The sequence below is a fragment of the Companilactobacillus formosensis genome (assembly GCF_005405305.1).
Lineage (GTDB): Bacteria > Bacillota > Bacilli > Lactobacillales > Lactobacillaceae > Companilactobacillus > Companilactobacillus formosensis.
In genome coordinates this window covers 67,767-94,701 of record NZ_BJDU01000005.1, presented here as the reverse complement: position 1 = coordinate 94,701, position 26,935 = coordinate 67,767, and the positions used below count along the sequence as shown (strand labels likewise).

General features: G+C 35.3%; 29 protein-coding genes and 1 other annotated feature (1 of these 30 running past the window's edge). Of the genes, 21 read left to right on the top strand and 8 right to left on the bottom strand.

What is annotated here, in order from left to right; translation table 11 throughout:
• Window positions 1–15 precede the first annotated feature (15 nt).
• From FFM65_RS07015 to FFM65_RS06995, 5 genes are all read left to right on the top strand, one after another.
• Window positions 16–648 (top strand): DUF6198 family protein, encoded by a 633-nt coding sequence (locus FFM65_RS07015; RefSeq protein ID WP_484014270.1) that lies wholly within the window; start codon window positions 16–18, stop codon window positions 646–648.
• 132 nt (window positions 649–780) lie between these two features.
• On the top strand, window positions 781–1,056 hold the full coding sequence (locus FFM65_RS07010) for a hypothetical protein (protein ID WP_119318315.1): 276 nt from the start codon (window positions 781–783) through the stop codon (window positions 1,054–1,056).
• 113 nt (window positions 1,057–1,169) lie between these two features.
• Window positions 1,170–1,622 carry a MarR family winged helix-turn-helix transcriptional regulator gene (locus tag FFM65_RS07005; protein ID WP_119318316.1) on the top strand — a complete coding sequence of 151 codons (453 nt, stop codon included), beginning with the start codon at window positions 1,170–1,172 and terminating at the stop codon, window positions 1,620–1,622.
• A complete protein-coding gene (locus FFM65_RS07000; protein WP_119318317.1) occupies window positions 1,622–2,140 on the top strand; it encodes a GNAT family N-acetyltransferase in 519 nt (172 codons plus the stop codon). Before FFM65_RS07005 ends, FFM65_RS07000 begins: the two co-directional genes overlap by 1 nt.
• A gap of 2 nt (window positions 2,141–2,142) precedes the next feature.
• The gene (locus FFM65_RS06995; RefSeq protein ID WP_119318318.1) at window positions 2,143–2,856 is read left to right on the top strand and encodes a B3/B4 domain-containing protein; all 714 of its coding nucleotides are present in this window, start codon (window positions 2,143–2,145) and stop codon (window positions 2,854–2,856) included.
• A 150-nt stretch (window positions 2,857–3,006) separates the two neighbouring features.
• Here the strand turns inward: FFM65_RS06995 and FFM65_RS06990 are convergent, their stop codons facing one another.
• Together FFM65_RS06990 and FFM65_RS06985 are read right to left on the bottom strand one after the other, a co-directional pair.
• A complete protein-coding gene (locus FFM65_RS06990; RefSeq protein WP_119318399.1) occupies window positions 3,007–4,152 on the bottom strand; it encodes an MFS transporter in 1,146 nt (381 codons plus the stop codon).
• Between the two features lie 142 nt (window positions 4,153–4,294).
• Window positions 4,295–5,068, bottom strand: a complete 774-nt coding sequence (locus FFM65_RS06985; protein ID WP_119318319.1) for an NrtR DNA-binding winged helix domain-containing protein — start codon at window positions 5,066–5,068, stop codon at window positions 4,295–4,297.
• Window positions 5,069–5,299: 231 nt separating this feature from the next.
• On the opposite strand from FFM65_RS06985, the gene FFM65_RS06980 reads away from it, so the two are divergent.
• Both FFM65_RS06980 and FFM65_RS06975 read left to right on the top strand, forming a co-directional pair.
• Entirely contained in the window at window positions 5,300–5,929 is a 630-nt protein-coding gene (locus tag FFM65_RS06980; protein ID WP_162897962.1) for a WxL domain-containing protein, read from the top strand.
• Window positions 5,930–6,004: 75 nt separating this feature from the next.
• A complete protein-coding gene (locus tag FFM65_RS06975) occupies window positions 6,005–7,042 on the top strand; it encodes a WxLIP family cell surface protein (protein ID WP_119318321.1) in 1,038 nt (345 codons plus the stop codon).
• Between the two features lie 35 nt (window positions 7,043–7,077).
• Here FFM65_RS06975 and FFM65_RS06970 read toward each other — a convergent pair whose 3' ends face one another.
• Complete coding sequence (locus tag FFM65_RS06970) at window positions 7,078–7,389, bottom strand: DMT family transporter (RefSeq protein WP_010020278.1); 312 nt, start codon at window positions 7,387–7,389, stop codon at window positions 7,078–7,080.
• A gap of 205 nt (window positions 7,390–7,594) precedes the next feature.
• Between FFM65_RS06970 and FFM65_RS06965 the strand changes: the two genes are divergently transcribed.
• Genes FFM65_RS06965 through FFM65_RS06955 form a run of 3 tightly spaced genes read left to right on the top strand, consistent with a single transcriptional unit; the run spans window position 7,595 to window position 9,741 of the window.
• On the top strand, window positions 7,595–8,302 hold the full coding sequence (locus tag FFM65_RS06965) for a hypothetical protein (protein WP_119318323.1): 708 nt from the start codon (window positions 7,595–7,597) through the stop codon (window positions 8,300–8,302).
• Window positions 8,299–8,910, top strand: a complete 612-nt coding sequence (locus FFM65_RS06960; protein ID WP_119318324.1) for an ATP-binding cassette domain-containing protein — start codon at window positions 8,299–8,301, stop codon at window positions 8,908–8,910. Before FFM65_RS06965 ends, FFM65_RS06960 begins: the two co-directional genes overlap by 4 nt.
• Window positions 8,911–8,922: 12 nt before the next feature.
• Window positions 8,923–9,741: a DNA/RNA non-specific endonuclease gene (locus tag FFM65_RS06955; protein WP_119318325.1), complete on the top strand. Its 819-nt coding sequence runs from the start codon at window positions 8,923–8,925 to the stop codon at window positions 9,739–9,741.
• Between the two features lie 41 nt (window positions 9,742–9,782).
• Here FFM65_RS06955 and FFM65_RS06950 read toward each other — a convergent pair whose 3' ends face one another.
• On the bottom strand, window positions 9,783–10,826 hold the full coding sequence (locus tag FFM65_RS06950; RefSeq protein WP_119318326.1) for an alcohol dehydrogenase catalytic domain-containing protein: 1,044 nt from the start codon (window positions 10,824–10,826) through the stop codon (window positions 9,783–9,785).
• Window positions 10,827–10,965: 139 nt separating this feature from the next.
• Between FFM65_RS06950 and FFM65_RS06945 the strand changes: the two genes are divergently transcribed.
• Both FFM65_RS06945 and FFM65_RS06940 read left to right on the top strand, forming a co-directional pair.
• The gene (locus tag FFM65_RS06945; protein WP_119318327.1) at window positions 10,966–11,673 is read left to right on the top strand and encodes an AzlC family ABC transporter permease; all 708 of its coding nucleotides are present in this window, start codon (window positions 10,966–10,968) and stop codon (window positions 11,671–11,673) included.
• A complete protein-coding gene (locus tag FFM65_RS06940; RefSeq protein ID WP_119318328.1) occupies window positions 11,660–11,986 on the top strand; it encodes an AzlD domain-containing protein in 327 nt (108 codons plus the stop codon). The genes FFM65_RS06945 and FFM65_RS06940 overlap by 14 nt, the downstream gene beginning before the upstream one ends.
• A 46-nt stretch (window positions 11,987–12,032) precedes the next feature.
• Here FFM65_RS06940 and FFM65_RS06935 read toward each other — a convergent pair whose 3' ends face one another.
• Window positions 12,033–12,362 carry a DUF2628 domain-containing protein gene (locus FFM65_RS06935; RefSeq protein ID WP_119318329.1) on the bottom strand — a complete coding sequence of 110 codons (330 nt, stop codon included), beginning with the start codon at window positions 12,360–12,362 and terminating at the stop codon, window positions 12,033–12,035.
• Window positions 12,363–12,551: 189 nt separating this feature from the next.
• Here FFM65_RS06935 and FFM65_RS06930 point away from each other — a divergent pair, with 189 nt between their 5' ends.
• The 9 genes from FFM65_RS06930 (at window position 12,552) to FFM65_RS06890 (ending at window position 23,582) form a co-directional block, all read left to right on the top strand.
• A complete protein-coding gene (locus FFM65_RS06930) occupies window positions 12,552–13,091 on the top strand; it encodes a PadR family transcriptional regulator (protein ID WP_119318330.1) in 540 nt (179 codons plus the stop codon).
• Between the two features lie 14 nt (window positions 13,092–13,105).
• Window positions 13,106–14,275, top strand: coding sequence for an MFS transporter (locus tag FFM65_RS06925; RefSeq protein ID WP_119318400.1), 1,170 nt, complete (start codon window positions 13,106–13,108; stop codon window positions 14,273–14,275).
• A 408-nt stretch (window positions 14,276–14,683) separates the two neighbouring features.
• Window positions 14,684–15,850: a cation:proton antiporter gene (locus FFM65_RS06920; protein ID WP_119318331.1), complete on the top strand. Its 1,167-nt coding sequence runs from the start codon at window positions 14,684–14,686 to the stop codon at window positions 15,848–15,850.
• A 104-nt stretch (window positions 15,851–15,954) separates the two neighbouring features.
• Window positions 15,955–17,049 carry a lactate oxidase gene (locus FFM65_RS06915; protein WP_119318332.1) on the top strand — a complete coding sequence of 365 codons (1,095 nt, stop codon included), beginning with the start codon at window positions 15,955–15,957 and terminating at the stop codon, window positions 17,047–17,049.
• A gap of 188 nt (window positions 17,050–17,237) precedes the next feature.
• Complete coding sequence (locus tag FFM65_RS06910) at window positions 17,238–18,998, top strand: ABC transporter ATP-binding protein (RefSeq protein WP_119318333.1); 1,761 nt, start codon at window positions 17,238–17,240, stop codon at window positions 18,996–18,998.
• Window positions 18,988–20,781, top strand: a complete 1,794-nt coding sequence (locus FFM65_RS06905) for an ABC transporter ATP-binding protein (RefSeq protein ID WP_119318334.1) — start codon at window positions 18,988–18,990, stop codon at window positions 20,779–20,781. The genes FFM65_RS06910 and FFM65_RS06905 overlap by 11 nt, the downstream gene beginning before the upstream one ends.
• A 16-nt stretch (window positions 20,782–20,797) precedes the next feature.
• Entirely contained in the window at window positions 20,798–21,652 is an 855-nt protein-coding gene (locus FFM65_RS06900) for a DUF3737 family protein (RefSeq protein ID WP_119318335.1), read from the top strand.
• Window positions 21,653–21,674: 22 nt separating this feature from the next.
• Complete coding sequence (locus FFM65_RS06895; protein WP_119318336.1) at window positions 21,675–22,844, top strand: MalY/PatB family protein; 1,170 nt, start codon at window positions 21,675–21,677, stop codon at window positions 22,842–22,844.
• 93 nt (window positions 22,845–22,937) lie between these two features.
• Complete coding sequence (locus FFM65_RS06890; RefSeq protein WP_059074530.1) at window positions 22,938–23,582, top strand: nicotinate-nucleotide adenylyltransferase; 645 nt, start codon at window positions 22,938–22,940, stop codon at window positions 23,580–23,582.
• A 61-nt stretch (window positions 23,583–23,643) separates the two neighbouring features.
• On the opposite strand, the gene FFM65_RS06885 is transcribed toward FFM65_RS06890, so the two are convergent.
• The 3 genes from FFM65_RS06885 to FFM65_RS06875 form a co-directional block, all read right to left on the bottom strand.
• Window positions 23,644–25,023 carry an amino acid permease gene (locus FFM65_RS06885; protein ID WP_119318337.1) on the bottom strand — a complete coding sequence of 460 codons (1,380 nt, stop codon included), beginning with the start codon at window positions 25,021–25,023 and terminating at the stop codon, window positions 23,644–23,646.
• Between the two features lie 148 nt (window positions 25,024–25,171).
• The gene (locus FFM65_RS06880; RefSeq protein WP_119318338.1) at window positions 25,172–25,864 is read right to left on the bottom strand and encodes a hypothetical protein; all 693 of its coding nucleotides are present in this window, start codon (window positions 25,862–25,864) and stop codon (window positions 25,172–25,174) included.
• Between the two features lie 83 nt (window positions 25,865–25,947).
• Window positions 25,948–26,667, bottom strand: coding sequence for an alpha/beta hydrolase (locus FFM65_RS06875; RefSeq protein WP_119318339.1), 720 nt, complete (start codon window positions 26,665–26,667; stop codon window positions 25,948–25,950).
• Between the two features lie 77 nt (window positions 26,668–26,744).
• Window positions 26,745–26,935: a binding site (T-box leader), on the top strand; it runs 54 nt beyond the window's last position.

Genomic DNA, 26,935 nt, shown 5'->3' with positions numbered 1-26,935 from the left:
ATCCAAACTAGAGTTATCGGATTAATCTCTGGTTTGATTTTAAATGCTTTTGGAAATGGTCTGTGTATTTCAGCCGATATGGGTAGTGGTTTGTGGACAGCTTCGGCGGTCAACATGACTAAATGGTTTGGTTGGAATACGGGACTATTGTTGTTTATTATCGGAGTTATTAATGCAATCACGAATCAGTTTTTGATCAAGCGATTGGATGCAAGACGTCTGATTGGTGAGGTACTTTATGTTATGTTTTTCAGTTATTTTGTAAATGTGTTTACAAATTTACTCAATTTCTTAGGCGTGCCAAGCTTACCAATCTTTATTAGAATTATTTTATCCTGTTTAGGCGTCGTCTTTTTCTGCGTGGCAATTTCTCTGTATCAGAGAGCTAATATCGTAATGCATCCAAATGATGATACGACTAATATTTTGAGATTTTTATATTTAAAAGGTAATTCGACAGCAGCTCAAATTATCGATTTTATTCCACCAATTATTATTATCATTGTGGCCGGAATTGCCATCGGTCGAGTTTATTCAGTTAATATTGGGACTATTTTCTCCTTTGTTTTTAACGGGATTTTAATAGCTAGTGCCGATAAATGGATTTGGCCAGCATTAAAACATAATTTTAAAACCAAAAATAATTAAATTTATGATATTTGGCATTTCAATGAAATTTCTACCTAGAAGTTATATAATGTAAATACGGAACTTGGTAAACGCTTACATAAAAGCGTAGTTCTGTCGAGAGATTAATAATTAATTAGGTGGTGCGTATTGATGAAACTAAATGACAATACTGAAGCAAAGAAAGTTTTATCGGAGCTATATACCGATATTAATAATCAAAAAGACATCGACGAAGAAGATTATTCTAAGGATTTTGTTCTAAAAACATATAATTTGTTGGACAAGAATTATTCCTTCCAATACTTGTTTAGCCGATTGCGGGATGACAGAAACGTTCAGGCCACACTTGCTAAATTGGAAAATGGTGAAGACTATATCGAACAAATCGACCAATTTGCTCATAATGTAAACTTTGCAATTCATTAATATAATAAAAAAATTAGCAATGATTAAAGGTTGCTAATTTTTTTATTTATATTTTTGTTGCAAACGCAATAAAATGATTATACAATACAATTTGTTTGGAAGAGGAGGATTTTGTGGTAGACATTTTGAGATCTATTGGAGTGATTGCTAGATCATTGGATTCAATCAGTAATATTGAATTTAAGCAGTATGATTTAACCAAAGGACAGTATATTTATCTAGCACGAATTTATGAGAACCCTGGTATTATTCAAGAAAAAGTAGCCGAAATGATCAAAGTTGATCGAACGACTGCAGCCCGGGCCATTAAAAAACTTGAGCATAATGGCTTTATTGTTCGTAAACAAGCTCCAGACAACAAGAAAGAGAAAAAACTTTACGTGACTAAAAAAGGTAAAGAAACTTATCCAATTTTATCTCGTGAAGAAAATTATTCTAATGAGATTGCCTTAAGGGGATTATCAGATAGTCAAAAAGAGCAAGTTTTTGAACTTTTGGAAGTAGTTGAGAAGAATATTTCTGAAAATTGGGAATACGTAAAAAAAGGTAATAAACGGGTGTATTGATGATAAAACTGGTTAAATGTACGCCAAAGGATGCTGAACTTTTGCAAAATATCAGTATTGAGACTTTTTCGGCAACTTTTGGTCCTTATAATACAGAAACAAATTTAAAAAGCTATTTGAAAAAAGCTTATGATATTAAAGTTTTGGAGCAAGAATTAAGCAATCTGAATTCCGAGTTCTATTTTGCTTATGAAGATGGTGAAATGGCTGGATATTTAAAAATTAATATTTTAGATGCCCAGAGCGAAAAAATGGCCGATGATTTTTTGGAAGTTCAACGAATCTATGTCAGAGAGAAGTTTAAGCGTCACGGCATTGGCAAAAAAATGTTGGAATTTGCTATTAAAAGAGCCAGTGATTTAGGCAAAGATCGTTTATGGTTAGGCGTATGGGAGAAAAACTTTGCAGCCCAAAAATTTTATAATTCTCTGGGCTTTGAGAAGTATAGTTCTCACCGTTTTACGATGGGCGATTCAGTACAAACAGATTTCATTTTAAAAAAAGAATTGAGGAAATAGTAATGACAAAGGTAGTTATAGATAAAAAGTTTTTTGAATTATTCCCAGAAGCACAAATTAGCACTTTAACAATTCATGGGATTGACAATCATGTGGACGAAAAAGACGATCCATATTTTGCCAAATTGTTGCACGAGGGTTCAGAAGAATCGAAGAAGTTTATCACCAATGATGTTTTCCGTGAAAATGATGTGATTGATCAATGGCGTCAAGCTTTTCGCCAATTTAAGACTAAAAAAGGTGCTCGTTGTTCAATTGAAGCCTTGTTAAAACGGGTTAGTCAAGGACATGAATTTTCACCAATCAATCCCCTAGTTGATATTTATAACAGTGTTTCTCTAAAATATGGCGTTCCTTGTGGTGGAGAAAATATTAATGCTTTCGATGGCGATATGCATTTGGGAGAAGCTGAAGGTGGCGAAGGTTTTAAACCATTGGGTGCAACAGAGGATTCACCAGCTTTACCAGGAGAAATTATTTATTATGATAATTCCGGTGCTATTTGTCGTTGCCTTAACTGGCGTGAAGCTCAAAGAACTATGTTGACTGAAGACACAACTGATTCAGTTTTGGTTGTTGAAGCTATCAATGAAGAACAAGCTAAACGTGCTAGTGAAGCAATTGAAGAATTAAAGGAATTGACTGAGAAGTATTTCAAGGTTGATGGTAAGATTGAACATTTGACAAAAGACCATCCAGAAACTGAACAATTATAAAATAAAAAATCCGGACTAGGCAGTGATCATATATTTTTACGATCAAATAAATAAGCATCAATTCAGATAAATAGTTAATTATCGCAAATCGACTATATCTGAATTGATGCTATTTTGATTTATTGGAATAAATAAAGTAAGGTAACTTTTTTATTTTTGATCGTTATCGACCATGCCAAAGACTAGAACGATGATACCGATAATTAAGCCGACAACGAAATAAGAGAAGACTGTTGAAACACTGATACCTAATCCTAATGAAAAACCAATCAAGTAAGGTCCAATTGTAGCACCGATTCGACCGATCGATTGAGTAAAGCCAATACCAACGCCACGAATCTCTAACGGATATTGAGTTGGTGTCAAAGCAATCATGATTCCCCAGGCACCTAAAGTAAAGAAGGAGAGAACACAACTACTGAAGACAACTAAGAACTCGCTTTGAGCAGTGGCAAACATAAACGCTCCGATGATAGTACCTGTTAGATAAATAGCGAGAACTTTTTTTCGACTGAGTTTTCCCATTAAATAAGCCGCCAAGAAATATCCTGGTAATTGAGCAAAACTCATCAATAAAGTATATTTAAAAATATGAACAACTGAAAAACCACGTTTGATCAAGACACTAGGTAGCCACAAAAACATACCGTAGTAAGTGAACATGATGATAAACCAAAGGATGCTCAAACAAATAGTAGCGCGGCGAAAATCCTTAGACCAAATTTGACCAAAAGCGACTTTTAGATTCAATTTGTCATTTTTGATATTTGTTTGCTCTGGTAAATGGCGTCTGATTACTAGTGTGTAAAGAGCCATAACCGAAGTGATAATAACTGTAGGACGCCAACCATAAACGGGCATGAATAAAAAGGCTAATAGAGAAGCCAAAATCCAACCGATGGCCCAAAAACTATCGACTAAAATTAACATTTTCGAGCGACGATGACCTGAAAATGAATCGGCAATAATAGTTGTAGCTACTGGTAATTCGCCTCCAAGTCCAATTCCAGTGATGAAACGGACTAAGAGAAATTGTGGCAAGTTTTGTGTCAATGCCAGTGCTAAATTACTGATGGAGAACAATAATAACGTAATGATGATGATATTTTTTTTGCCAAATTTATCAGCCAAGTAACCGAATAGAATGGCACCAATAATCATACCGACGGTTGTAATGGAACTAACTAGTCCAACTTGTCCGTCAGTTAATAGCATTTCTTTTTTCAATAAAGGCATGATAAATGATAATAGAGCTACGTCCGCAGCATCAAATAGCCAAGCCGTACCAATGACCATTAGTAGTTTTAAACCACTGTTGTCTTTGGTATTTATTTCTTGTGATTTCAAGATCTACCTCCAAAATTATAAAGAATAATAACTATTTTTATTAAAGGTAAAAATTACCTTAAATAGCTTAAAAATAAGACTAGCAGAAGCCTTATTTTTGGTCAAGTAGACCGCGAAGTTTATACAATTTGGCTGGTCGACCACTCTTACCATGTTCAATGCCTACTTCAATAAAGAGATGAGAGTGAGTTTTACGAAAGTTTGAGTTATCAATGTTTGTGACCGGTTCTTTCCAAAAAGTAGCGTAAACTTCACGAGCTTGCTTGAGGGTAAAATGGTCTCCCAAAATCAGCAAAATTGTTGGTAAATAATCTAGACGATTAGTAATTCTATTAAATGCTAAACGAAGGATCAATTCATGATCAGCCATTAAATGCTTGTCAGTATTGAATTCATCGATATTGTTATAAAAATCACTTTCCGATATTTTATCCGATAAAGTTTTAAAAATTAAATTTTGGTATTTCAATAAATATTGATCTGCTGAATATTGAACATGAAACCATTCAACATCCTTAGCACCATAGCCAGCTGTTAAATCGATTTTTTGTGGAAGATAAGTCATATAAGTTAAAGCAATTTCACGATTCTTTTGAGTTCGATTAACGTTACTAAAAGTTGCTAGCTGTTCAGTCGAAAACTTCGGTAAGTTAATGCCAATTTTTTCTCGAATCAAACGCAAAGAAGCTTCCTCAGCACTTTCCTCTTTTCGAAGAATCGTCGTAGGTAAGCCCCATTTGTCGACATTTTGGCCCAATGAGTTTTTAACTAGCAAGACAAGTATTTCTTTATTAGTTGGATCAAAACTCCAAATAATATTAGCGACATTGATGATTAAATTGTTGTTTAAATTAGTTTCAACCATGTATTATGACACCTTCTAATTATTACTATACTTATTATAATTTACTTTTCGTACAGTAGCATTAGATTTACTTGTTAATAATTAAAAAGGATTATATAACGGAAATGGAGGTTGAGAGGTCTCCAAGAAAAAAGATGGCAAAAGTTATTCCCCAAAGGGTCCTGGAAAACCATCTTGAGAGTTGGCTCTGTTTCATATCGAAAAAAATCGCATATGGAGGGGAATTATATAATGAAAAAATTATTAAAAAATAGTTTGTTAATCGGTGCTGCAATTTTAGGAATTGGTTCTGTTGGTGCAGGTGGAATTGTCACGAAGGCTGCAACAACAACGACACCTTCAGAAACATCAACATCGACGGCAGATTTGACGCCTGGAACAATTACGTTGGATAGTGTACCTGGTGGCTCAACAAGTACAACGACACCCGGTGGAATCGATTTTGGTACGGTTGCATCAAGTGCTAGTGACGCTACATACAAGTCAACAAGTATTTCTAGCGATTTGCACGTAACTAATCCTGGTGAACCAACTGGTTGGTCAGTTTCCGTTGCAGATAGTGCTTTTAGTAATGCGACTGGTGGTAGTTTGAAAGGCGCAGTTTTGTCACTTGCTGATAGTAAGTCACCAGCATTGACGGCCGATGCTACTGATAACGTTTCTGCATTACCAACATTTAGTCCAACAATTGCATTGTCAACAGCTCCAGCAACTGTAGTTGACGCCGCTGCTGGTGATGGCGTTGGTGCTTATACTGCAACATACAATGCTGGCGATGCTTCATTGATGGTTCCAGCTGGGAATGTCGGTGGATCATATAGTTCAACATTGACTTGGACTTTGTCCAATGCACCTAGCTAAAATAAAGAGTTACAATTTTAGGTTACAAAGAAGAGGGGTATTTAATTATGCCTCTCTTTTTTTGGAGGAATTATTTTGAAAAAGTCGTTAGTGGGATTTTTGATTTTTATATCGATGTTTCTTGGTTTTCAATTTTTAAATACTCCAGTTCAAGCTGCAGTCACGCCAACGGTCAATTACAGCGTGAGTCCAGAGAGCGCGACTAATCAAATTGATAAAAAAGTAGGTTATTATGATCTGAAGGTTAGTCCTAACCAGAGAGAAAATATTAAATTTAAGATCAATAATAATAGTACTTCAACGCAATCTTATGATATTCAGATCAATCGTGCTACAACTGATGTTAATGGTGTAATTGTTTATAATAAACACGGAGTAAAGCCTGATCACGATCTAAAGTACAATATTGAAAATTTAGTAACTTATCCAAAGAATGTGAATGTACCCGCAAAATCTTCTAAAGAAGTAACAGTCGGTATTCAGGCACCTAGTGGTCATTTTGAAGGTGAACTATTAGGAGGTATTTTAGTTGAAGAAAATAATCAGATAAATAATAAGAAGAAAGTAAAAGGTGTCTCATTAAGAAATAAATATGATTATGTTTTGGGTCTACAACTTCAACAAAGTACAGATACTGTAAAACCTGATTTGAAATTTGACAAAGCTTTTCAAGTAACTACTAATAGTGACCAAATTTCCGTTGAGGGTCAAATGGACAATGATGTCCCAGAATTGGAGAAGAAAGTTTCGGTAGATGCTCAAATTACTCCTAAAAATAGTAAAAAGATTATTTTGAAATCTGATAAGAAGAATATGTCCATTGCACCTGATAGCAAATTTGATTATCCAGTTAATGTCAATACACCTAGTGGCACTGGGAAGAATAAGAGATTAAAACCCGGTACTTATACAATGTATTTGAATGTTAAAGCTAATAATGGTCAAAATGCTTGGAAAATGAAACGTAACTTTACAATCAGCAGTCGTGAGAATAAACAATTAAATAAGAAAGTTCCAAATCGTTCTCATGATCTATGGATTATTTTAGGTGCAATCATAGCTATGGTAATAATTGCTGGTAGTGTCATTTACATTTATAGAAAAAGAAGATAAAAAAAACGTGTGAATTTTAGGATTCACACGTTTTTTTAGAATGCATTTATTAGAACGGTTCCCGATACTACTAAAACGAGTCCAGCGATTGAAGCGGCTGACAATGATTCGTGATAAAAGACCATTCCTGCAATTGTGACTAGTATCAACCCAACGCTACCCCAAGTGGCATATGTCAAACTGAGAGGTAATCTTTTCAATACGTGGGAGAGGACGAATAAGCAGATGAAATAAGACAATAATGTACCCAATGTAGGTAACAAATTAGTGAAGCCATCCGTCTTCTTTAAAAGTGAAGTCCCCAAAACTTCAAAACCGATTGATACTAGTAGTAGTAAGTAATTCATAAGCTTTTCCTCGGTTAAAATTTTTCTCTCAATATCATACCCGATTTTTTCTAAAAAGACACGAATTATTTTTAAAATCCAGAAATTCATTTTTATGTGATTTTATAAATAATTCTTAATTTTCAATATATCAGAATCGTAATTGACAGTTAGATTAAAATATATTAATTTAATTGATGATTTTTGAGGAAAATGGGGATTAAATTTGGAATTAAGAAATGATTGGGCACTTTTTAAAATACAGCTAACAATAGCTTTTAAAGAACGTTTTTACTTTGTCTACACCTTGATCGTACCGATGTTTATGGTTTTCTTGAATAAAACTTTAGATTTTCAAGATAATGAATCAATCTATGTATATTGGTCATATATTGTTGTGACGACTGTTTTTAATGGATTTTTATTGAATTTAATTCGCTTACGTGAGAGTGGCTTCTTAAAAACGCTGACTTATTTGAGTGGTTCACGGCATTCGATTGTTTTAGCTAATTTATTGGTTCAGTTAGTAATTGTGCAACTGGAGATTTTTCTGTTTAATTTATACGTTACTTTTTTTATTACACACGTATCTTCATTGACTTTTGTATATGGATTTTTGACGTCTTCACTAATAACTGTTTTATGTATCGCGATGACGTCAATTTTTTTTATTCTAAAAATCCGGCGCGTTATTTTTAATTGCTTAGCTGGGAGTGTATTTACAATTGGCATATTATTGTTGGGAGTCCATCCACAAGGATTTAACAAAGCGGTTTTAACATTGTTTAGTCCATTTCAATTTGTTTATGGATTATATGTTGTACCTTGTTCGACTATCAAATACGCTGTTTTTCTAGTTTTTTGTAGTTTGCTATACTTAATAATTAGCGTATTAGTTTTCAAGAAATTTTCGATTGGAGAAAAATTACGATGAAAATCGAAAATTTTAATTTATCTAAGCAAAAAAGAATCATCTTTAAAGATGTTAATTTCTATTTTGAGGATTGTCAGTTGAATTTTGTGCTTGGTAAACGTCAAAGTGGCAAAACCGAATTACTGGATCAGATTGCCCAGAATGAAGCACAAGATAATTTAATCGGCTTTCCTAAGACATCTGAAATTGCTTATTTGGCACAACAAAATGACTTCTACGTTAATTTGACAGTGGCAGAAATTTTGAATTTTATCAGGCAATTAGCGGGAACTAAAAAATTTACGCCACCTTTGCGTATTTTACAATTGGAACAACAAAAGTTTCTAGAATTATCGATGATTGAGAAAAAGCTCGTAATAATATATCTCAACATTATGGTAGAAAAAGAATTATATTTGTTTGATGAACCAGAAATGGGTTTAGATCTTACTTCGTCACAGGAAGTTTTTAGTTGGATCAGAGAATTAGTGAAATTGGATAAGACGATTATTGTTGCTACGAATAAATTAGATAATATTTGTGATATTGACAATGTTAACTACATCAAAGCTTACGATGAAATTTTAGTGGATAGTTATTTGAAAATTAAGTCACGAATGGCTTTTTAAAGGGAGATTATTTTGAGAAAATTACTATTGTTATTATTACCGTTACTTCTAGGTGGTTGTGCAGTTAATACCAATGATCAAAGTCAGCAAAGCAATACACAGACGAAAGTTGACTCGGTTATTAGTGCTGAAAAGTTAAGTCAATGGACTTATTCGTCAGGAGATAAACCAGTTAAAATTTTAAATGACGACAGACCTTCAACAATTAAAGCGTCCGATTTCAAGAGTGAGCATATCGACTATGGTGGTTTGGACAAACTCAATCGAACTAAAACAGCAACAGCTTACTTGACGAGAAATAATCTGGGACGTTCTAATACTCGGACTGAACAAACTTGGCGTCCAACGGGATGGAATAATCAACCTAAATACGTAAAAGGGCAGCGTATAATTCCTCAAAATCGAGGACACCTGATAGCCTATACAATGACCTTTAATTTGAATAAATCCGGACAAGTTCAACAAGGCCAATTAGGAAGTATCGATAATCCATATAATTTGTTCACGCAAACGAGTTTTTCCAATCAGAAAACAATGGTTCAAATTGAACAGACGGTTAGAAATTCCTTAGCCAAAAATAAAAAAGTTATTTATCAAGTTACGCCAGTTTTTCGTGGCAATGAATTGATGGCTCGAGGTATTTGGGTCCAAGCCTTGGCGACTGATGGAAGTATGAAATTGAATCGCTATTTATGGAATGTTGAAAATCACTTACAATTCGACTATACAACTGGTCGCTCAAAGGTCGATTTGGAATTCCAAGTTCCAGAAGTGCAGAACCCTTATCAACAACGTCATTATTATAAGAAAAGTTATCATCGAAATTATTAATAAAAAATAGCCTCACCAAATTTGGCGAGACCATTTTTTAATTAGTCACTAACGACAACTAATGATTTGATGACTTTACGATCGGTCATTGCTTTATAAGCAGCATCGATATCGTCAAGTTTGAAACTCTTTGTAAAGACAAGTCCAGGATTGATTTTTCCATCTAGAACTGCCTTTAGAAGAAGTTGTTTATCATAGGTTGAAACAGAAGCGGGACCACCGGCAATTGAAATATTATTTTCAAATGGAGTAGCGATATCCATCTTACCAGTATGTGGTAAACCAACACGACCAACGACACTACCAGGACGACCAACGCGTAGTGCAGTTTCGGTTGATAATTCAGTTCCGACACATTCAAGTACAGCGTCAGCACCAAAACCGTTAGTTAGGTCAAGCATCTTCTTGACACCTTCATCGCCACGTTCAGCGACGTTGTCAGTGGCACCAAAAGTTTTAGCGAGTGCTTGACGATCAGGGTGACGACTAGTAGAAATGATTTTCTTAGCACCGAGTAGTTTAGCGGAAATGATTCCACACAAACCAACAGCTCCATCACCTAAAACGACAACTGTATCGCCTTTTTTAACGTGAGCAACACGAGCAGCATGGAAACCAGTTGCCAAAACATCGGCTAGAGTCAAAAGTGATTTGAGCATGCCTTCACTATAATCGCTAGGTTGACCGGGAACTTTGATCAAAGCCCATTGACCATGTTGGAATCTGATGTATTCAGCTTGGTTACCATTACTGAAATTATCCTTGTGTGATTGGCAGTCGCCGTCAAAACCAGCTAAACAAGCTGGACAATGTCCGCAACCGTGAGTAAATGGAGCAATTACGAAATCACCGGGTTTGACAGTTGTGATATCTTTTCCAACTTCTTCAACGATTCCGATAGCTTCGTGACCAGAATTTTCAGAGTGTTGAGCTTTATCTTCAAGACCACGGTAAGCCCAAAGGTCTGAGCCACAGACACAAGCACGGACAACTTTGATAATGACGTCATCATCTTTTTGGATAGTAGGTTTTGCAACATCTTCGATCTTCATTTGACCGACTTTTTCAAAAATAGCTTTTTTCATACGATACCTCCATTGATTTATCACTTTGATTATAACGTTTTTTTAAAATTATTTGTTTCTAGATTATTTCTTTATATCTAATTGACATTTAACTAAATTAAAATTATTATAATCATTTAACTGAGGAGGGGGAAAGTTTATGGATGATAGTTTAAGTGTTGAGACGGCTGTCAAAGATACACTTCCAACAGTATTTGGTTACATTGGAATTGGTCTGTCTTTTGGCATCGTGGCCGCGTCTGCTGGAATGAGCGTTTTGATGGCAACCTTGATGTCTTTGATAGTCTATGCAGGTTCGGCGCAATTTATTTTAGTCAGTTTGTTAGTAATTGGAACGCCGATTGTTTCAATTGCTTTGTCAGTTTTTTTAGTTAATTCACGGATGATCTTAATGAGCATGACAACAGCAAATTTCTTTAAAGAGAATTCGTTATTTGAAAATATCTTACTAGGAAGTCTGATTACTGATGAAAGTTTTGCCTTGAGTATGAATAAGCTCAATTACACTGACGGTAAATTGACTTTCAAGTGGTTTAATACTGTTAATGTGATGGCCTATCTAGTCTGGGCAGTGTCGACTGCAGTGGGAGCAATGTTGGGCAAAATTATCACCGATCCAGAAAAATTCGGTTTAGATTTTGCTTTAGTGGCGATGTTTATTGGATTGTTATACTTACAACTAATCAGTGACAAATCGATTTCTTTGAAAGTTCAATTGATTGTCGTTGGTATCATGTTGCCACTGGTATATTTTGGATTGATTTTTATTTCCAGTGATTTATTAATTCTAGTTGTAACTTTAATTGGTTGCACGATAGGGGTGATTTTGAAACATGCCATCGACTAAATTTGTTTTATGGACTTTAATTGCATGTGGTTTAGTGACCTGGCTGTCTCGAATCATGCCATTTGTCCTTTTAAAAAAGTTTAACTTATCACCTAAAGTAGTCGAATTTTTGGGCTTCGTACCAATAACTATCATGGCTGCCTTATGGTTTGAAAACTTATTCCACCAACAAATTGGGCATCTACCACAGATTGACTTTGCTAATTTGTTGGCTTCAGTACCAACTGTTTTGACAGCTATTCTTACTAAGAAATTGTTGCTGATTGTTGTTGTCGGGATTATTTCTCTGGCATTAGTTAGATTGGTAATTTAAAAAACTCTTAATTCTCATACAATTTAGATGAGAATTAAGAGTTTTTTTAATGGTGAAATTGATTAGAGTTAGTGATGTATCCTTTGGATAATAAAATGTTGGCTGCAGATTCATCGATAGGTTCAAAACCTTGATTCATTAAATCAGTCACATAGATTTTGTTGTAAATAACCGAAAATACTAGTGAAACCAACCAGCACCCAAAGCCCCAAGTAATAGATCCTACTAAAATATTCGAAACAATCATAATTGCAAGCCATTTCCAGTCACCCCTAAATAAAGCTGGAAAGAACCCCCAAAAGAAAACAGTCCATGAGAAACCTACTTTAACGTTTTTAATCTCGTTAGTACGATGATTAATCAAATTGGTTTGCATAAGTTTAATCCCCTTATTTTGATTTTGATCATTTCGATTATAGCAAGAATATTCTAATCAAAGATAGGGCTAGACCATTGTAAAATCGTATAAGCTAATAAAAATAATTTAATGTAATTTGACACAACTATCAGTCTGATATATATTAAAAAAGTTGTGTTTATATCAGACTGATATAGAGGTGAGATTATGTATGATTTATTCGTTTTAGGTCAATTAATGGATGAGTCGATGAGTGGTTATTTGATGCAAAATATATTGCAACAGATTGTCGGACGACAACGAAAAATTAGTTTTGGGATGATTTATCCGTTGTTCAATCGCTTGAACGAAGCTGGTTATATTACGATTTCTGAGGTGAAATCAGAGAATAATCGCTTTATTAAAGTTGCGACGATTACTAAAGCAGGTAAAAAGCATTTTTATGAACTAATGGCGCAAAAAGTTCCATTAAATCCAAATTTAGATTTTACTTATAGCGTGAAATTCCGTAATTTTCATCAAGTAGATTTAAAATTGAAAAAACAAATTTTACATGATTATCAGACTTATTTATTGAAGAGCCAGAATTTATTGACTCAACAAGCACAAGATTTAAAAAATACGAAGATTTCAAAAACTGATTTGAAGAATGCCAGATGGGTCATCGAATTAGAACAAATGAAGATGAAAGCAGCTTTAGATTGGGTAAGAGAATCGATTAAACAGTTAAATGAGGGGGAGAATTAACTGTGGAAAAAACTATGTCAAAAAAGACCATTTTATTGATGGCCGTAGTAACAGGTGTCATCGTTGCTAATTTAAATTTTATTCAACCGATTGAAAACTTGATTGCGACTGATTTTGGAGTATCTAAAGCAGTTGTTGGGATATTAGCGATGGTAACGCAATTGGGTTATGCTTTTGGCTTATTGCTAATAGTTCCATTAGGAGATATTTTTGATCGGTATCACTTGATTCAATTCATGATGGTTTTGTCAATTATTTCATTAATGATAGCCTTTTTAGCACCAAATGCTGCAGTATTTGCGATTGCCACAACTTTAATTGGTATCACATCAGTCGCACCGCAAATTATCATTCCATATGCAGGTTATTTAGCACCAGCTTTACAACGTGGAAAAGTCTTGGGAATTGTTTTGAGTGGTTTGTTAACTGGTATTTTGTTATCACGTTCGTTTAGTGGCCTATTGGGAAGCATCATGCCTTGGCAAGATATTTATTTAGTCGCTGCGGTAATCGATTTAATCTTTTTAGTTATTGTGCATCGCTTTATGCCAAAAGATCAGCGTGGTCATCAAGATTTAAACTATTTGTTAGTTATCAAAATGCTACCAAAATTATTTATTTCTCAAAAAGAATTACGTGGATCTTCTATCAACGGCTTTTGTATGTTTGGAATGTCAAATGTCTTGTGGTCAACGTTAGCCTTCTATTTGGCAGACCAGTATCATTTAGGTAGTAATGTTGCTGGATTATTAGGATTACTTGGAATTGCCGGAGTTTTAGTAGCACCTTGGGTTGGAGATTTAGTCGATCAAAAATCACCTAAACTGACAATTAGTTTGAGTATGATTTTTTCTGGTTTAGCTTTTGTGATTTTTTGGCTAGTTGGCTTTTGGATCATTGGCTTGATTGTCGGAATTGTTTTGCTAGATTTAGGTACACAATTCAGTCAAGTGTCTAATCAAGCGATTGTTCAATCGATTAATCGTAAACAAAGCAGTCGTAATAATTCAGTTTTCATGTTCAGTTACTTTTTAGGTGGTTCAATCGGAACTTTGTCAGCTACTTGGGCTTGGGGACAATTCGGTTGGTCCGGAGTTTGTATTGTAGCTTTTGTATTCTTAGTAATTTCGATTTTAGATCACTTGATTGTTGGTGAGCCTCAGAAATTAAATACTGAAGAATAATGGTTAGGCTCTAATATAATGTAAAATAGCTCTTTTTGAACTGTAATATTCCGTCCTCCATAGCAAAGCAAATTTGGCTGGAACAATGTGGGCACGACTTGGAGCCTTTGCTAAGCCCAAAACCGGGCAAAGTCTTCAAGCTCGACCTTTCACTAGGCAATAAATTGCCAAGTGAAATTTCACATTTGAGCCAATTTGCTTTGCTATTCCGGACTAGATCCTACGATTAGTCAAGTGTTTTTAATCTAAAAGAATAATAGTACTTATTCAGATAATCTAGTAATTAGAAGAGATTTGAATAGGTATTTTTTTGTGTAATGGGTCTCAAAAATCGTTTTATTTTATATTTTGAATAAAATATTATATCATCAAGTGTTGAAATTATCAGAGGATACGAGGATATAAATTATGGAGAGATTTGCATTATTAATCGTCTTGTTTGCGGCCTTAGCGACACCTTTAATTACCGCAAGGTTTCATTTGACGCGAATGCCGACAGCTATTTCGGAAATTATTATGGGAATAATTATCGGAAAAACTGGTTTGAATATTGTTCAACCCGATGCTAGTTTACGTTACATTTCTAGTTTAGGTGTTATTATGTTGATCTTTTTAGGTGGGATGGAAATTGATTTTTCGTTGTTAGAGCCTAAGAAAGATAAAAATACTTTTTCACCATTAGGAACTTCGATTTGGGGTTTTGTTTCAATTCTAATCATGTCGTTGATTTTGAGTACGATATTGTATGCAACTGGCATTTTTAGTGAATTTATCTTGGCAGTTATTTTATTCAGTACGATTGCTTTAGGAGTTATTATTTCACTCTTAAAAGAAGTTGGGTTGTTGCAGACTAACTATGGACAGACGATTCTGTTGACTAGTGCTTTGGGAGAGTTTATTCCCCTACTAGCTTTGACAGTCTATTCAGCTATGAAGCAGCAGAACTATTTATCCGTTTTGGGATTGCCAGTTATCTTTATCATTGCCATTATTTTATTGCGGAGATTCAATCGGATTTATGTTTTCTTCGAAGGTATTGATAAGAGTACGACACAATTAGATATTCGTTTGGCGTTCTTTTTGATTTTTATCTTAGTCACATTTGCTGAACAAATTGGTGCTGAAAATATCTTAGGTGCTTTCTTAGCTGGAGCAGTTATGAAATTACTCAAGCCTAAGTCAGATACTGAAGAGAAATTGAGTTCGATGGGATATGGTTTCTTCATTCCCGTTTTCTTCATTACTACCGGTGTCAATTTGAATCTAAGAACTTTGTTGACTAACAAGCAAGCTTTAATTTTGATTCCTGTTTTCTTCGTTGCTTTCATTTTGTCTAAGATGATTGTCTACGTAGCTTTTCGAAAAAAGTTTGGCAAGAGATATTCAGCTGCAGCGACAATTTTGACTTCGACTACGATTACTTTGGTTTTGCCAATTTTACAAGTTGGTCAAAATTTGAAATTGATCAATACTGCTCAAGCTGGAGCAATCACTTTGGCAGCCATTATAACGTGTTTGATTGGACCAACGCTGTTCAACAAAATTATTAGTGGTGGACAAAAAGAGACAAATTAATAAAAATATCTTTTTCAAAGAATAAATTTCTGCAATATATGTCGATATGGACTAGAATGTACCTGTTAAATAAAAAGTAACATCAAAAAAGGATGGGGATTTTTATGGCAAAATATGAAGCAAGTACAGAAGAAAAGCATATTGAAATCGTCAATATTGCTAGTTTGGAACAACGTGTCAAGGATCATATGAGCAATGAAAAAGGTGCTTTTGGTTATATTCGTGGAGGTTCTGAAGACGAATGGACAATGAAGCAAAATACTGAGGCCTTCAACAAAAAGAGAATTATGCCCCGTGTTTTGCAAGGTATCGATCATGCTGATTTGAGTACTAAGCTTTGGGATATTGATTTGAAGACTCCAATCATTGAAGCTCCTTCAGCTGCTCATGGTTTGGCTCATGCTAAAGGCGAAGTTGATACTGCTAAAGGTGTGGCTGCTGCTGGTTCAATTTTCTCAATGAGTACTTACGGTAGTACTTCTATTGAAGATGGTGCTGCAGCTGCTCCGGATGCCCCACAATTCTTCCAACTCTACATGAGTAAAGATGACAAATTTAATGAATTCTTGATCAAGAAAGCTGTCAAAGCCGGTGTTAAGGCTATCATTTTGACGGTTGATTCAACGCTTGGTGGTTATCGTGAAGAGGATGTTATCAACAAATTCCAATTCCCACTACCAATGCCAAACTTAGCTGCCTTTTCTAACGGCGATGGTGAAGGTAAGGGAATCTCTGAAATTTATGCTGCCGCTAAGCAGGGTATCGTACCTTCAGATATTCAAAAAATCAAAGATATGTCTGGTTTGCCAGTCTTTGTTAAAGGTATTCAATCACCAGACGATGCAGAGCTTGCTATCGAATTTGGTGCTGATGGTATTTGGGTATCAAATCACGGTGGCCGTCAATTAGATGGAGGTCCAGCTTCATTTGACGTATTACCTGCAATTGCAGAGGCTGTCGACAAACGTGTTCCAGTCGTCTTTGATAGTGGCGTTCGTCGTGGAGAACATGTCTTCAAAGCTTTGGCTAGTGGTGCTGATTTAGTTGCCGTTGGTCGTCCAATTATTTATGGATTGAATCTTGGTGGTGCTCAAGGTGTCACAGATGTCATTGAACACTTGAACAAAGAACTTTCAATTACAATGCAATTGGCTGGAACTAAAACGATTCATGACGTCAAGAACGTTGATTTATTATAATTGTTGTAATAGTATAAAAATGAATTTAATCATAGAGAACAATCCTTAGAATTAATTTGAGGATTGTTCTTTTTGTATAGAAAACGTTTTTCTAAAAATAATCTCAAATTAACGCTTGAGTTAAAGTCGACTTTAGGGTGTAGAGTTATTTTTGAGGTCATTTTTGAAGTAACAGGTGGGTGAAATATATGGGGATCTTTTCTCGTTTAAGTTGGTTTTTTAAACACCAATGGAAACAATATTTAATTGGTGTGGTGGCCTTAATTTTAGTGGCAGTTTGTAATGTAATACCACCACGGATTATTGGGAATGTAGTTGATTCTGTCAGCAATAAGAATATGACTGTGAGATTTTTAGTCATTAACATGGTGACACTTTTTGTCGTTGCTATCATGCAGTATTTGTTGCGCTTTTTATGGCAGAAAATGATCTATGGAAGTTCCTATGTGCTGGAACGTGATTTGAGAAGTCGACTCTTTCGTCATTTTATGAAGATGGATAAAACTTTTTATCAGAAGTGGCGGACTGGTGACTTGATGGCTCATGCGACTAATGATATCGATGCTGTCAGAGATGTTCCGGGACCAGGAATTTTGACTTTAGCGGATTCTTTGATTACGGGTGTCTCGATGATTTTAGCAATGGGGATGTTTGTTAATTGGAAGATGACTTTGATGGCTGTTTTACCGTTATTGTTATTAGCAGTTATGGCAAATGTTCTTGGTGGAAAAATCCATGTCGCTTTTCGTAATTCCCAAGCGGCTTTTTCGAGTATTAACAATAAAACTCAAGAAAGTGTCGTCGGAATTAAAGTTTTAAAAGCATTGGGTCAGGAGACTGAAGATGAAGAAGATTTTGACCGTTATGTTGACAAAAATATCAAAGCCAATAAACGTTCTTATCGTTTAGATGCAATGTTTGATCCGCTGACGACTTTGATAATGGGGATCTCGTATACGTTAACGATTATCTTTGGTGGATTAGCGGTATTGCAGCAGAGAATTACGATTGGTCAACTTGTATCATTCATTACTTATATGGCCGAATTGATGTGGCCAATGTATGCTGTCGGTAGTCTGTTCAACTTATTGGAAAGAGGATCAGCTAGTTACGATCGAATCAGTGATTTGTTGAATGAGAAATCTTCGGCTGTCAAAACTAAGGATAGTCTCACAACTGTTCCAAATGGATTGTTGGATTTTCGAGTTGAAAGTTTTGCCTACCCAGACGATCCAAAGATTACCTTACATGATGTTGATTTCAAATTAAAGCCAGGTCAGACTTTAGGAATAGTAGGACCAACTGGCGGTGGTAAGTCGACCATTATTAGTTTATTAATGCGTGATTTTGATCATTATCAAGGATCAATTAATGTTGGCAAAGTCGATATTCGAAAATTTGATTTAAACAGCTATTTAAATACGATTGGTTACGTACCTCAGACCAACTTTTTATTCTCAACAGATATCAGAGATAATGTTAGATTTGCTAATATCGATGCTACCCAAGAAGAAGTTGAACAAGCTAGTTTTGTTGCTGATTTGGATGCTGATATTAAGCAAATGCCAGAGGGATATGATACCCAAGTCGGTGAACTCGGAGTTTCATTATCTGGTGGTCAAAAGCAGCGTTTAGCGATTGCACGAGCTATTTTGAGTAATCCTAAGTTGTTGATTTTGGATGATTCACTTTCAGCGGTTGATTCTAAAACTGAACGTCACATTGAATCTCGAATCGCCAAAAATCGCCGGCAGGGGACAACTATCATTGCTGCTAGTCGTTTGAGTTCAGTCGAAGATGCTGATGAGATTATCGTTGTTGAAAATGGAACAATCGTTGAAAAAGGTACTCATCAAGAGTTGTTACAGCAAGCTGGGTGGTACGCTGATACGTATAATTTACAAGCTCGAAACGAACAACTTGAGGGGAGGTTAAATGATGAAAAATGAGAATGAGAAGACACTTGCAGAGATTCATTCATTGACTAGAAAAGACCAACGCCAAATTTTAAAACGTCTGTTTAAATTTGCTTGGTTGTTCAAGAAGCAATTTGGTATTGCAATTGTATTTGCTATTTTATTGAGTGTTGTCAATGTGTTATTACCAAGAATGCTGCAATTTTACATGGATCATTATTTGACTGACCAAAGTACCGGCGTGCGCTTAATTATTTCATTTGCCATTTTGTATGCTATCGGCACAATCATCAAAGCAATCGTTCAATTCGTTGAGGAGTTTGCCTTTGCAATGGGTGCCGAACGAACACTAGAAAAAATCCGAAGCAAATTATTTCATAAATTACATACCTTAGGGTTAAATTACTTTGACGTCACACCAGCGGGGTCAATCGTTTCAAGAGTTACTAATGATACGAAGACACTGTATAATTTTTGGACTTTGTTTTTGATGATCATTGTGGCATTTTTCGCCATGGTCTCAGCTTTTGTAGCGATGATGTCAGTTAACAAAACTTTGGCCTTGTTGACTGCTTTATTTGTGATTGTGTTGTACTTCTTAGTGTGGCTTTATCAGAAATTAAGCTTTAAAATTTACCAAAATTTGCGTGAATTCTTGAGTCAAATCAATACAAAATTGAACGAATCGTTGATGGGTATCAGCATTATCCAACAATTTGGTCAACAAAAACGAATGACCGCTGAATTCGAAGATCGAAATAACGCCTATTTTGGAATGCGTAACAAGATGATCAACGTTAATGCTTTCTTGTTGTATCCGACAATCAGTTTGATGTTCATTTTAGCTGAAGTCGTGTCTTTGAGTGGTTTTGGTTGGGATAGTATGCATTTTCTAGTACAAGCAGGTGTTATCTATGCCTTCTTGTCCTACCAACAAAACTTCTTCAATCCACTGTCTGATGTGATGAACTACATGTCATTTTTCCAAGATGGTTTAGTAGCTGGTTTCAGAATCATGAAATTATTCGACAATCAGACAACTGCTCCTAAACAACTCGAAAATAGTCGCGAGGAAATTACTCAAGGAAAAATCGAATTTCGTCACGTGACTTTTAGTTATGAGCCGGGCAAACCAGTTTTGAAGGATATTTCTTTCACTGTTCAACCTGGTCAAACTGTAGCTTTTGTCGGTCACACAGGAAGTGGTAAGAGTTCTATCATCAATTTATTGTTGAGATTTTATGAATTTGGAGAAGGTCAGATTTTAATCGATGATTGTGATATTCGTGACTATTCAACTCAAGAATTACGTCAGAAGCTCGGCTTGGTCATTCAAGAACCTTACTTGTTCTACGGTGACATTGCCAAAAATATTCGCATGTTTGACGATTCAATTACCGATCAACAAGTTGAACAAGCTGGAAAATTTGTCGACGCTGATAACTTTATTCAACAACTTCCTGGTAAATATCATGCCAAGGTTAGTGAAAGAGGTGCCAGTTTTTCAACAGGTCAAAGACAATTGATCTCTTTTGCCAGAACCATTGTTAGAAATCCAAAAGTTTTGATCCTTGATGAAGCTACAGCCAATATTGATCCCCAGACTGAGCAAAGTATTACTAATGGATTGCACAAAATGCGTGATGACCGAACAACAATTGCTATTGCCCACCGTTTATCCACCGTTCAAGATGCCGATTTGATTTTAGTGTTGAATAAAGGTCGCATCATTGAACGAGGAACTCATCAAGAATTATTGAAGCTTGGTGGACATTATGCAGAATTATATGAATTACAAAATAATGAAGAAAAATAAAAGAGAGATAAAATAAATGACAACAGAAATTAATGAAGGATATTTTGACGGTGAACGTCCATTGTTCAAAATCAATGATGCAACAATCGTTGATACTACTTTTGGACAAGGTGAATCACCACTAAAAGAAGCTAGTAATATCAATTTAGACGATGTGGTTTTCAAATGGAAGTATCCACTTTGGTACGTTAATCACGTCGTTGTAAATAACAGTATTTTTGAAACTATGTCCCGTTCTGGAATTTGGTATACTCACGATATTGAAATTAACGATTCAGCTTTACAAGCACCTAAATTATTCAGAAGAGCTTCTAATATTCGGTTGAATAATGTTCATTTTGCCGACGCTGAAGAAACAATGTGGACTTGTGACGATATCAAATTAAAAGATGTCCAGGTTAACGGAAATTACTTCGGTAAGGATAGCTCAAATATTTATGCAGAAAACTTAAATGTCGTTGGGAACTACGTTTTCGATGGTGCTAAGGATATTGAAGTTCATAATTCAACTTTCGTTTCTAAAGATGCTTTTTGGAACTGTGAGAACGTAACGATTTATGATTCAAAAATTAGTGGTGAATATTTAGCTTGGAATACTAAGAATTTAACTTTGATTAATTGTACAATCGAAAGTGATCAGGGACTTTGTTACATCGATGGTCTCAAGATGATCAATTGTAAAGTTTTGCGGACTGATTTGGCCTTCGAATACTGTTCAAATATTGATGCCGACATTACAACTAATGTGATGAGTATCAAGAATCCTATCAGTGGATCAATCAAAGTAAAATCTGTTGATAAAGTAATCTTCGATGATCCTCAAATCGATCCTGATAAAACTAAAATTGAAGTCGCTGAAAAAGTACAATAAAGTTCAATGATGAGGTGTTTTGATGGCATATGATTTTGAAACTCTAAATAAAAAGCGAGCTGGTAATTCAGCTAAATGGGATGTTCCAAACGGTGATTTACCAATGACGATTGCCGATATGGATTTTCAAACAGCTCCCGAGATTATCGAGGCTTTACAAGAAAAAATTTCGATGGGGTTGTTTGGCTATGAAGAAATTCCAGCAGAATATTTCAAAGCCGTGGCTGATTGGTATGAAAAAGAACATCACGCTCGTCCACAAGAGGATTGGATGATTTTTGCGACCGGAGTAGTTCCAGCTATTTCTTCAGCGGTTAGACGATTAACTTCGTTAGGCGATAACGTCTTAGTTCAAGCACCAGTTTATAATATTTTCTACAATTCTATCGTCAACAGCGGTCGCCATGTGGTTTCTAATGATTTAATTTACGATGATAAAACTCGTTCTTATTCAATCGATTTCACGGATTTGGAAGCAAAATTAAGTGATCCGTTGACTAACATGATGATTCTTTGCAATCCTCACAATCCAGTTGGCAAAATTTGGACAAAATCCGAATTAGAAAAAATTGCTAGCTTATGTCTGAAATACAACGTTAAGTTATTCAGTGACGAAATTCACGGTGATATTACCTTCACTGAAAATGGTTATAATCCTATCTTTGGTTTAGACAGTAAGTATCTCGACAATATTGTTGTAGCAGTTTCTCCAAGTAAGACTTTCAACGTGGCCGCCATGCATGCAGCAACGATTATTGTTCCTAATGAAAATCTTCGTGCGCAAGTGAGTCGTGGTTTAAATAGTGAAGAACTAGCTGAACCAAACTTCGTAGCTATTCCGGGAACAATTGCCGCTTATACAAAGGGTGGTCCATGGCTAAAGGCTTTGAAAGAACAACTTTTGAAGAATCGCCAATTAGTTTTAGATTTCATCGAAGAAAAAATTCCACAACTCAAATGGGTACCAGGTCAAGCAACTTACTTGTTGTGGTTCGATATTTCAGAAATCACTGATGATGCTGATAAATTAGCTCAGTTTATTAAAGACGACAGTGGTTTGATCATCAATCCTGGTTCTGTTTATCGCGGCGACGGTCAACACTTTATTCGGATGAATATCGCTAGTCCCGAAAGTATGATTCAAGATGGTTTGAATCGTTTAGAAAAATCGCTTAATGATTATCAAAAATAGCAAAAATCTCTCACAAATTTAGTTGTGGGAGATTTTTTTGTACAGTTGGTATAATATATAACAAAAGATAATTTGTTAAAGCAGGCGAGAAATATGAATACAGCTGGAGCAGTTTTAACTAGAACAAAAGTCCAACCGCAATTAGATTTTAATTTTAAGAAGAAACATGTCGGCATTCTCAGTGGATCATTCAATCCGATTCACAATGGTCATTTGATGATTGCTCAACAAGTTTTTGAACAATTGAATTTGGATAAGATTTTATTTATTCCTAGTAAAGTGCCACCACATCGTGGAGTTAGCCGCTATATTCCTAAAGTCAGTGTCGATGACCGTATCAATATGATCAAATATGGCATTAGAGATAATCCTAATTTTCAACTTGATATGACTGATATTGATCTAGGTGGGGTCAGTTACACTTACGAAACGATTAAACGACTAAAAGAACGCAATCCTAATACTGAGTATTATTTGATTGTCGGCTATGACATTGTTGAGAGTTTGTCCAAGTGGTCGCATATTGATGAATTAGTTAAGGAAGTTCACTTTGTCGGGGTCTGTCGTAAAGGCTACGAAAAAAAATCCCAATATCCAATCATGTGGGTCAATACACCAGTGATTGAAATTAGTTCAACCGTGATAAGACAACGAGTTCGTGAAGGTAAGTCGTTGAAGTATTACGTTCCTGATGACGTAGCTTGGTATATTAAGGATAAGGGGATTTATAAAAAGTAGAGTATTTAGATTCTATTTTGTAATGAAAAAACTTTGACTATTTAAAAACAGTCAAAGTTTTTTATTTTTCCTTATGTGTTTGAAATCTTTCACGAACAAAGTAGAAGCAAGTCATGAATACCAAGAAAACAACTCCAATCAACAATGAAATAGTCGTTTCTGGATTTAAGAACATGAAGACTAGAATTACTAACAATGCTGCAATAGCTAAGTAATTGCTGATAGGATAGAGTGGCATTTTGAAGGGATGATCTTTCATTTTATCTTTGTTAAGTCTTCTAAAATGAAGCTCACTGAACAAAATAACGAACCACGGTACCATACCCGGCAAGACACTGGAACTATAGACGACTACGAAGATATCGCTAGAAGTGTGGAATAAAACGGGAAGTAAGAAGTTGATGATCAAGCCAATTAAGATACCCAGTGAAATAGTGATAACGGCAATATAAGGAACGCCCGCTTTAGAAATTTTCTTGAACGACTTTGGTAAGTTATTTTCTAAGCCAAGCGTATAAAGCATTCGACTGGCACTGAACATACCTGAATTACACCCAGAAAGAGCTGCAGTTAGAACAACAAAATTGATGATTTCAGCCGCAAAGGTAATTCCGACTTTGGCAAAGGTTTCGGTAAAAGGGGAGCCCATCGTACCTAATTTGTTCCAAGGATAAATTGAAACGATAACAAAAATTGCACCAATATAAAAAATCAAAATTCTTCCAACGATAGTACGAATTGCATGAACGATGCTGCTTTGAGGATTTTCTGCTTCACCAGCCGTGATACCAATAACTTCGATACCTTGATAAGAAGCGACAACGATTGAAAGGGCAAAGATAAAACCTTTCAAACCTCCTGTGAAGAAACCGCCATTAGTCCAAAGGTTGCTGATACCAACGGGATGTCCATTGTTACCAACACCGAACAAGATAACTAAAAGTCCCATGATGATCATAAAAATAATCGTGATAACTTTGATCAGTGAGAACCAAAACTCCATTTCGCCATAGGCTTTAACAGAAGTTAAATTAGCTAGACAAAGTGTGGCGACAACGACAATTCCAACGAGCCACTGTGGTAAATTGGGCCACCAAAATTCTAGGTAAGTTCCAACCGCAATTACTTCAGAAATTCCGACGACTAACCATTGAAAAACATTGCTCCAAGCAGTCAAATAACCGATAACTGGATGGATATATTCGGAGCCGAATTTTGCAAAAGAACCTGTAGATGGATCTGTGTAAATCATTTCACCTAAAGCACGCATAACCATGTACAAAATCAAACCTGCAATAGCATATGCGATTAAAACCGAAGGACCTGTCCATTTGATAGTCGAAGCTGAACCCATAAATAGACCAACGCCAATTGTTCCACCCAAAGCAATCATCTGCATTTGTCTTGAAGACAGACTTCTATTTAATGATTTTTTTTCCAAGATATACCACCCTCTCATAACCCCCATTGTTCGTGAATAGCGAACGATTTTGGAAATATTTATCATAATAATACTATAAAACACGCAAAAAAGCCCCATAAAAATGAAGTTACCAACATTTTTATGAGGATTTTACATAAATTGTATATTAACTGATCCTTTGTCGCTGTGGTTGTGTTTGCATGTGCGTATCAGCAATTATTAAGGTATAGGAGTTTACGCCGAAGAAGGCAATGATAACTAGTAAGCCGGTTAACATGTAGCCTAAGAACATGAATCCTAAGCCTAATAATAATCCAAAGACCGCAAAACAGCGCATTAAGTTTTTTGATACTGTGATCAAGCTATTCTCAGTTTTGAAAGCAGCGTGATACATTGTATCGATTTTTTGTGATTTGTAGACGGTCATGTCAGCTTTGTGAATCTCTAATGTTAGTTGATATGGATCAAAGCCGTCGACAATTTTATCCTTATCGAAATCATCCGGTACGACTTGTTTGAAGAAGCCACCGGTGATGCTTAGTTTTGGATAATAATTATTTGATAAAGCTATTTTTAGTTTAGGTGTGAGAGGAATTGAGCCAATTGTAATGACCTTAGAAGTCCAGACACTTGCCAAAACATAAACACGATTATTTGCAACGTGGATGTCGATTGTCGCAGAATCCAAATTTTCTAATTGGTACATCTTAAAGATGAACTTGTTCTTGAGAATTTGTTTATCTTTTAATCCCTCAAAGAGATCCTTATGATTGAGTTCTTTGACATAGTCGATATATTTATTGATAAATCCAGTTGCATCCTCAGTTAAATTTATTTTTTCATTAAATAAGACTGTCATAATTCCCCCAAAAATTGTAACGATTAATGTTAGTATAACAAAAATGTATGCGCTTTTGTGGAAAATTATGAAAACGTTTTATATTATTCACTAATTGAGCTATTTAACCAATTTATTAAAAGTGTGCTTATAATATTTTGCTGTTTTGCATTACTGATAGATGCTGCATTATCACCCTTTTGCTTGCCGTAGCTACCGAAGCCAGCATGATTACCACCGTTTATTTGTTCATAAATTGTATTATTTGGTAGCAGTTTTTTAGTTTTCTGATAATTGGTATGGTTCAAAACACCATCTTTTGTAGCAGTTAGTGAGAGAACTGGTACATTTATTTCATGTAAATCAGTCTTGTTTTCAGGATAACTTGCTAAAAAGAAGAGCCCCTTAAGATTCTTAGGATTATTTTTGGCATATTTAGCTGCCATCGTTCCACCAAGCGAGTGACCACCGATAACGTAGCCATTGCTCTTAGAAATTTTATTAGCTGCGTTACTATTCAAAACCGCTAAATCGAGTGGGAAGTGGACGATATAAACTGAATAGCCGGCTTGAGCTACTTTTTGAGCCCAAATACTGTAACTTGCTGGTTCAACTAAAGCACCTGGATAAAAAATCACTTTTGGTTTGTTGTTGTCGCCCTCAAAACGAATAACATTATCTACGATTGAAGCTTCTTGTGAAGTAGAGACAGCCGTTTTGCTTGGTTGGTATTCTTTATTTTTAACCACTATGACCATTATTGAAATGACTGCTAATAGAACAATTAGGATCCCTAATAGCCATTTCCATACTTTTTTCTTCATAAAATCCTCCCTTATAAATACTTCTCTATTGTACTTTACATTTGGTATGAAAATATGCTACATTTAAGAAAATCAATATGAATAATATTAGAAGAAGGAGTACTGTATACTTTATCCACAGGGAGTTAAGGCAAGTGAGAACTTAACGTGTCGGTATATAGGAAAAACATCTTCGTTATTTCTGGCTGAAATACATCTATGGAGGTAGAGTAGGTACAGACGTGACCCAATGCGTTACAATTGGAGAGTATATTTATGTACTTTGAGG

What these genes read in the sequence shown, in the direction of transcription:
- FFM65_RS07010 (WP_119318315.1), top strand. Translation starts at nt 781, where the DNA reads ATGAAACTAAATGACAATACTGAAGCAAAGAAAGTTTTATCGGAGCTA.
- FFM65_RS07000 (WP_119318317.1), top strand. Translation starts at nt 1,622, where the DNA reads ATGATAAAACTGGTTAAATGTACGCCAAAGGATGCTGAACTTTTGCAA.
- FFM65_RS06995 (WP_119318318.1), top strand. Translation starts at nt 2,143, where the DNA reads ATGACAAAGGTAGTTATAGATAAAAAGTTTTTTGAATTATTCCCAGAA.
- FFM65_RS06990 (WP_119318399.1), bottom strand. Translation starts at nt 4,152, where the DNA reads ATGGTCATTGGTACGGCTTGGCTATTTGATGCTGCGGACGTAGCTCTA.
- FFM65_RS06985 (WP_119318319.1), bottom strand. Translation starts at nt 5,068, where the DNA reads ATGGTTGAAACTAATTTAAACAACAATTTAATCATCAATGTCGCTAAT.
- FFM65_RS06980 (WP_162897962.1), top strand. Translation starts at nt 5,300, where the DNA reads ATGAAAAAATTATTAAAAAATAGTTTGTTAATCGGTGCTGCAATTTTA.
- FFM65_RS06970 (WP_010020278.1), bottom strand. Translation starts at nt 7,389, where the DNA reads ATGAATTACTTACTACTACTAGTATCAATCGGTTTTGAAGTTTTGGGG.
- FFM65_RS06960 (WP_119318324.1), top strand. Translation starts at nt 8,299, where the DNA reads ATGAAAATCGAAAATTTTAATTTATCTAAGCAAAAAAGAATCATCTTT.
- FFM65_RS06950 (WP_119318326.1), bottom strand. Translation starts at nt 10,826, where the DNA reads ATGAAAAAAGCTATTTTTGAAAAAGTCGGTCAAATGAAGATCGAAGAT.
- FFM65_RS06945 (WP_119318327.1), top strand. Translation starts at nt 10,966, where the DNA reads ATGGATGATAGTTTAAGTGTTGAGACGGCTGTCAAAGATACACTTCCA.
- FFM65_RS06940 (WP_119318328.1), top strand. Translation starts at nt 11,660, where the DNA reads ATGCCATCGACTAAATTTGTTTTATGGACTTTAATTGCATGTGGTTTA.
- FFM65_RS06935 (WP_119318329.1), bottom strand. Translation starts at nt 12,362, where the DNA reads ATGCAAACCAATTTGATTAATCATCGTACTAACGAGATTAAAAACGTT.
- FFM65_RS06930 (WP_119318330.1), top strand. Translation starts at nt 12,552, where the DNA reads ATGTATGATTTATTCGTTTTAGGTCAATTAATGGATGAGTCGATGAGT.
- FFM65_RS06925 (WP_119318400.1), top strand. Translation starts at nt 13,106, where the DNA reads ATGTCAAAAAAGACCATTTTATTGATGGCCGTAGTAACAGGTGTCATC.
- FFM65_RS06920 (WP_119318331.1), top strand. Translation starts at nt 14,684, where the DNA reads ATGGAGAGATTTGCATTATTAATCGTCTTGTTTGCGGCCTTAGCGACA.
- FFM65_RS06915 (WP_119318332.1), top strand. Translation starts at nt 15,955, where the DNA reads ATGGCAAAATATGAAGCAAGTACAGAAGAAAAGCATATTGAAATCGTC.
- FFM65_RS06910 (WP_119318333.1), top strand. Translation starts at nt 17,238, where the DNA reads ATGGGGATCTTTTCTCGTTTAAGTTGGTTTTTTAAACACCAATGGAAA.
- FFM65_RS06905 (WP_119318334.1), top strand. Translation starts at nt 18,988, where the DNA reads ATGAAAAATGAGAATGAGAAGACACTTGCAGAGATTCATTCATTGACT.
- FFM65_RS06900 (WP_119318335.1), top strand. Translation starts at nt 20,798, where the DNA reads ATGACAACAGAAATTAATGAAGGATATTTTGACGGTGAACGTCCATTG.
- FFM65_RS06895 (WP_119318336.1), top strand. Translation starts at nt 21,675, where the DNA reads ATGGCATATGATTTTGAAACTCTAAATAAAAAGCGAGCTGGTAATTCA.
- FFM65_RS06890 (WP_059074530.1), top strand. Translation starts at nt 22,938, where the DNA reads ATGAATACAGCTGGAGCAGTTTTAACTAGAACAAAAGTCCAACCGCAA.
- FFM65_RS06880 (WP_119318338.1), bottom strand. Translation starts at nt 25,864, where the DNA reads ATGACAGTCTTATTTAATGAAAAAATAAATTTAACTGAGGATGCAACT.
- FFM65_RS06875 (WP_119318339.1), bottom strand. Translation starts at nt 26,667, where the DNA reads ATGAAGAAAAAAGTATGGAAATGGCTATTAGGGATCCTAATTGTTCTA.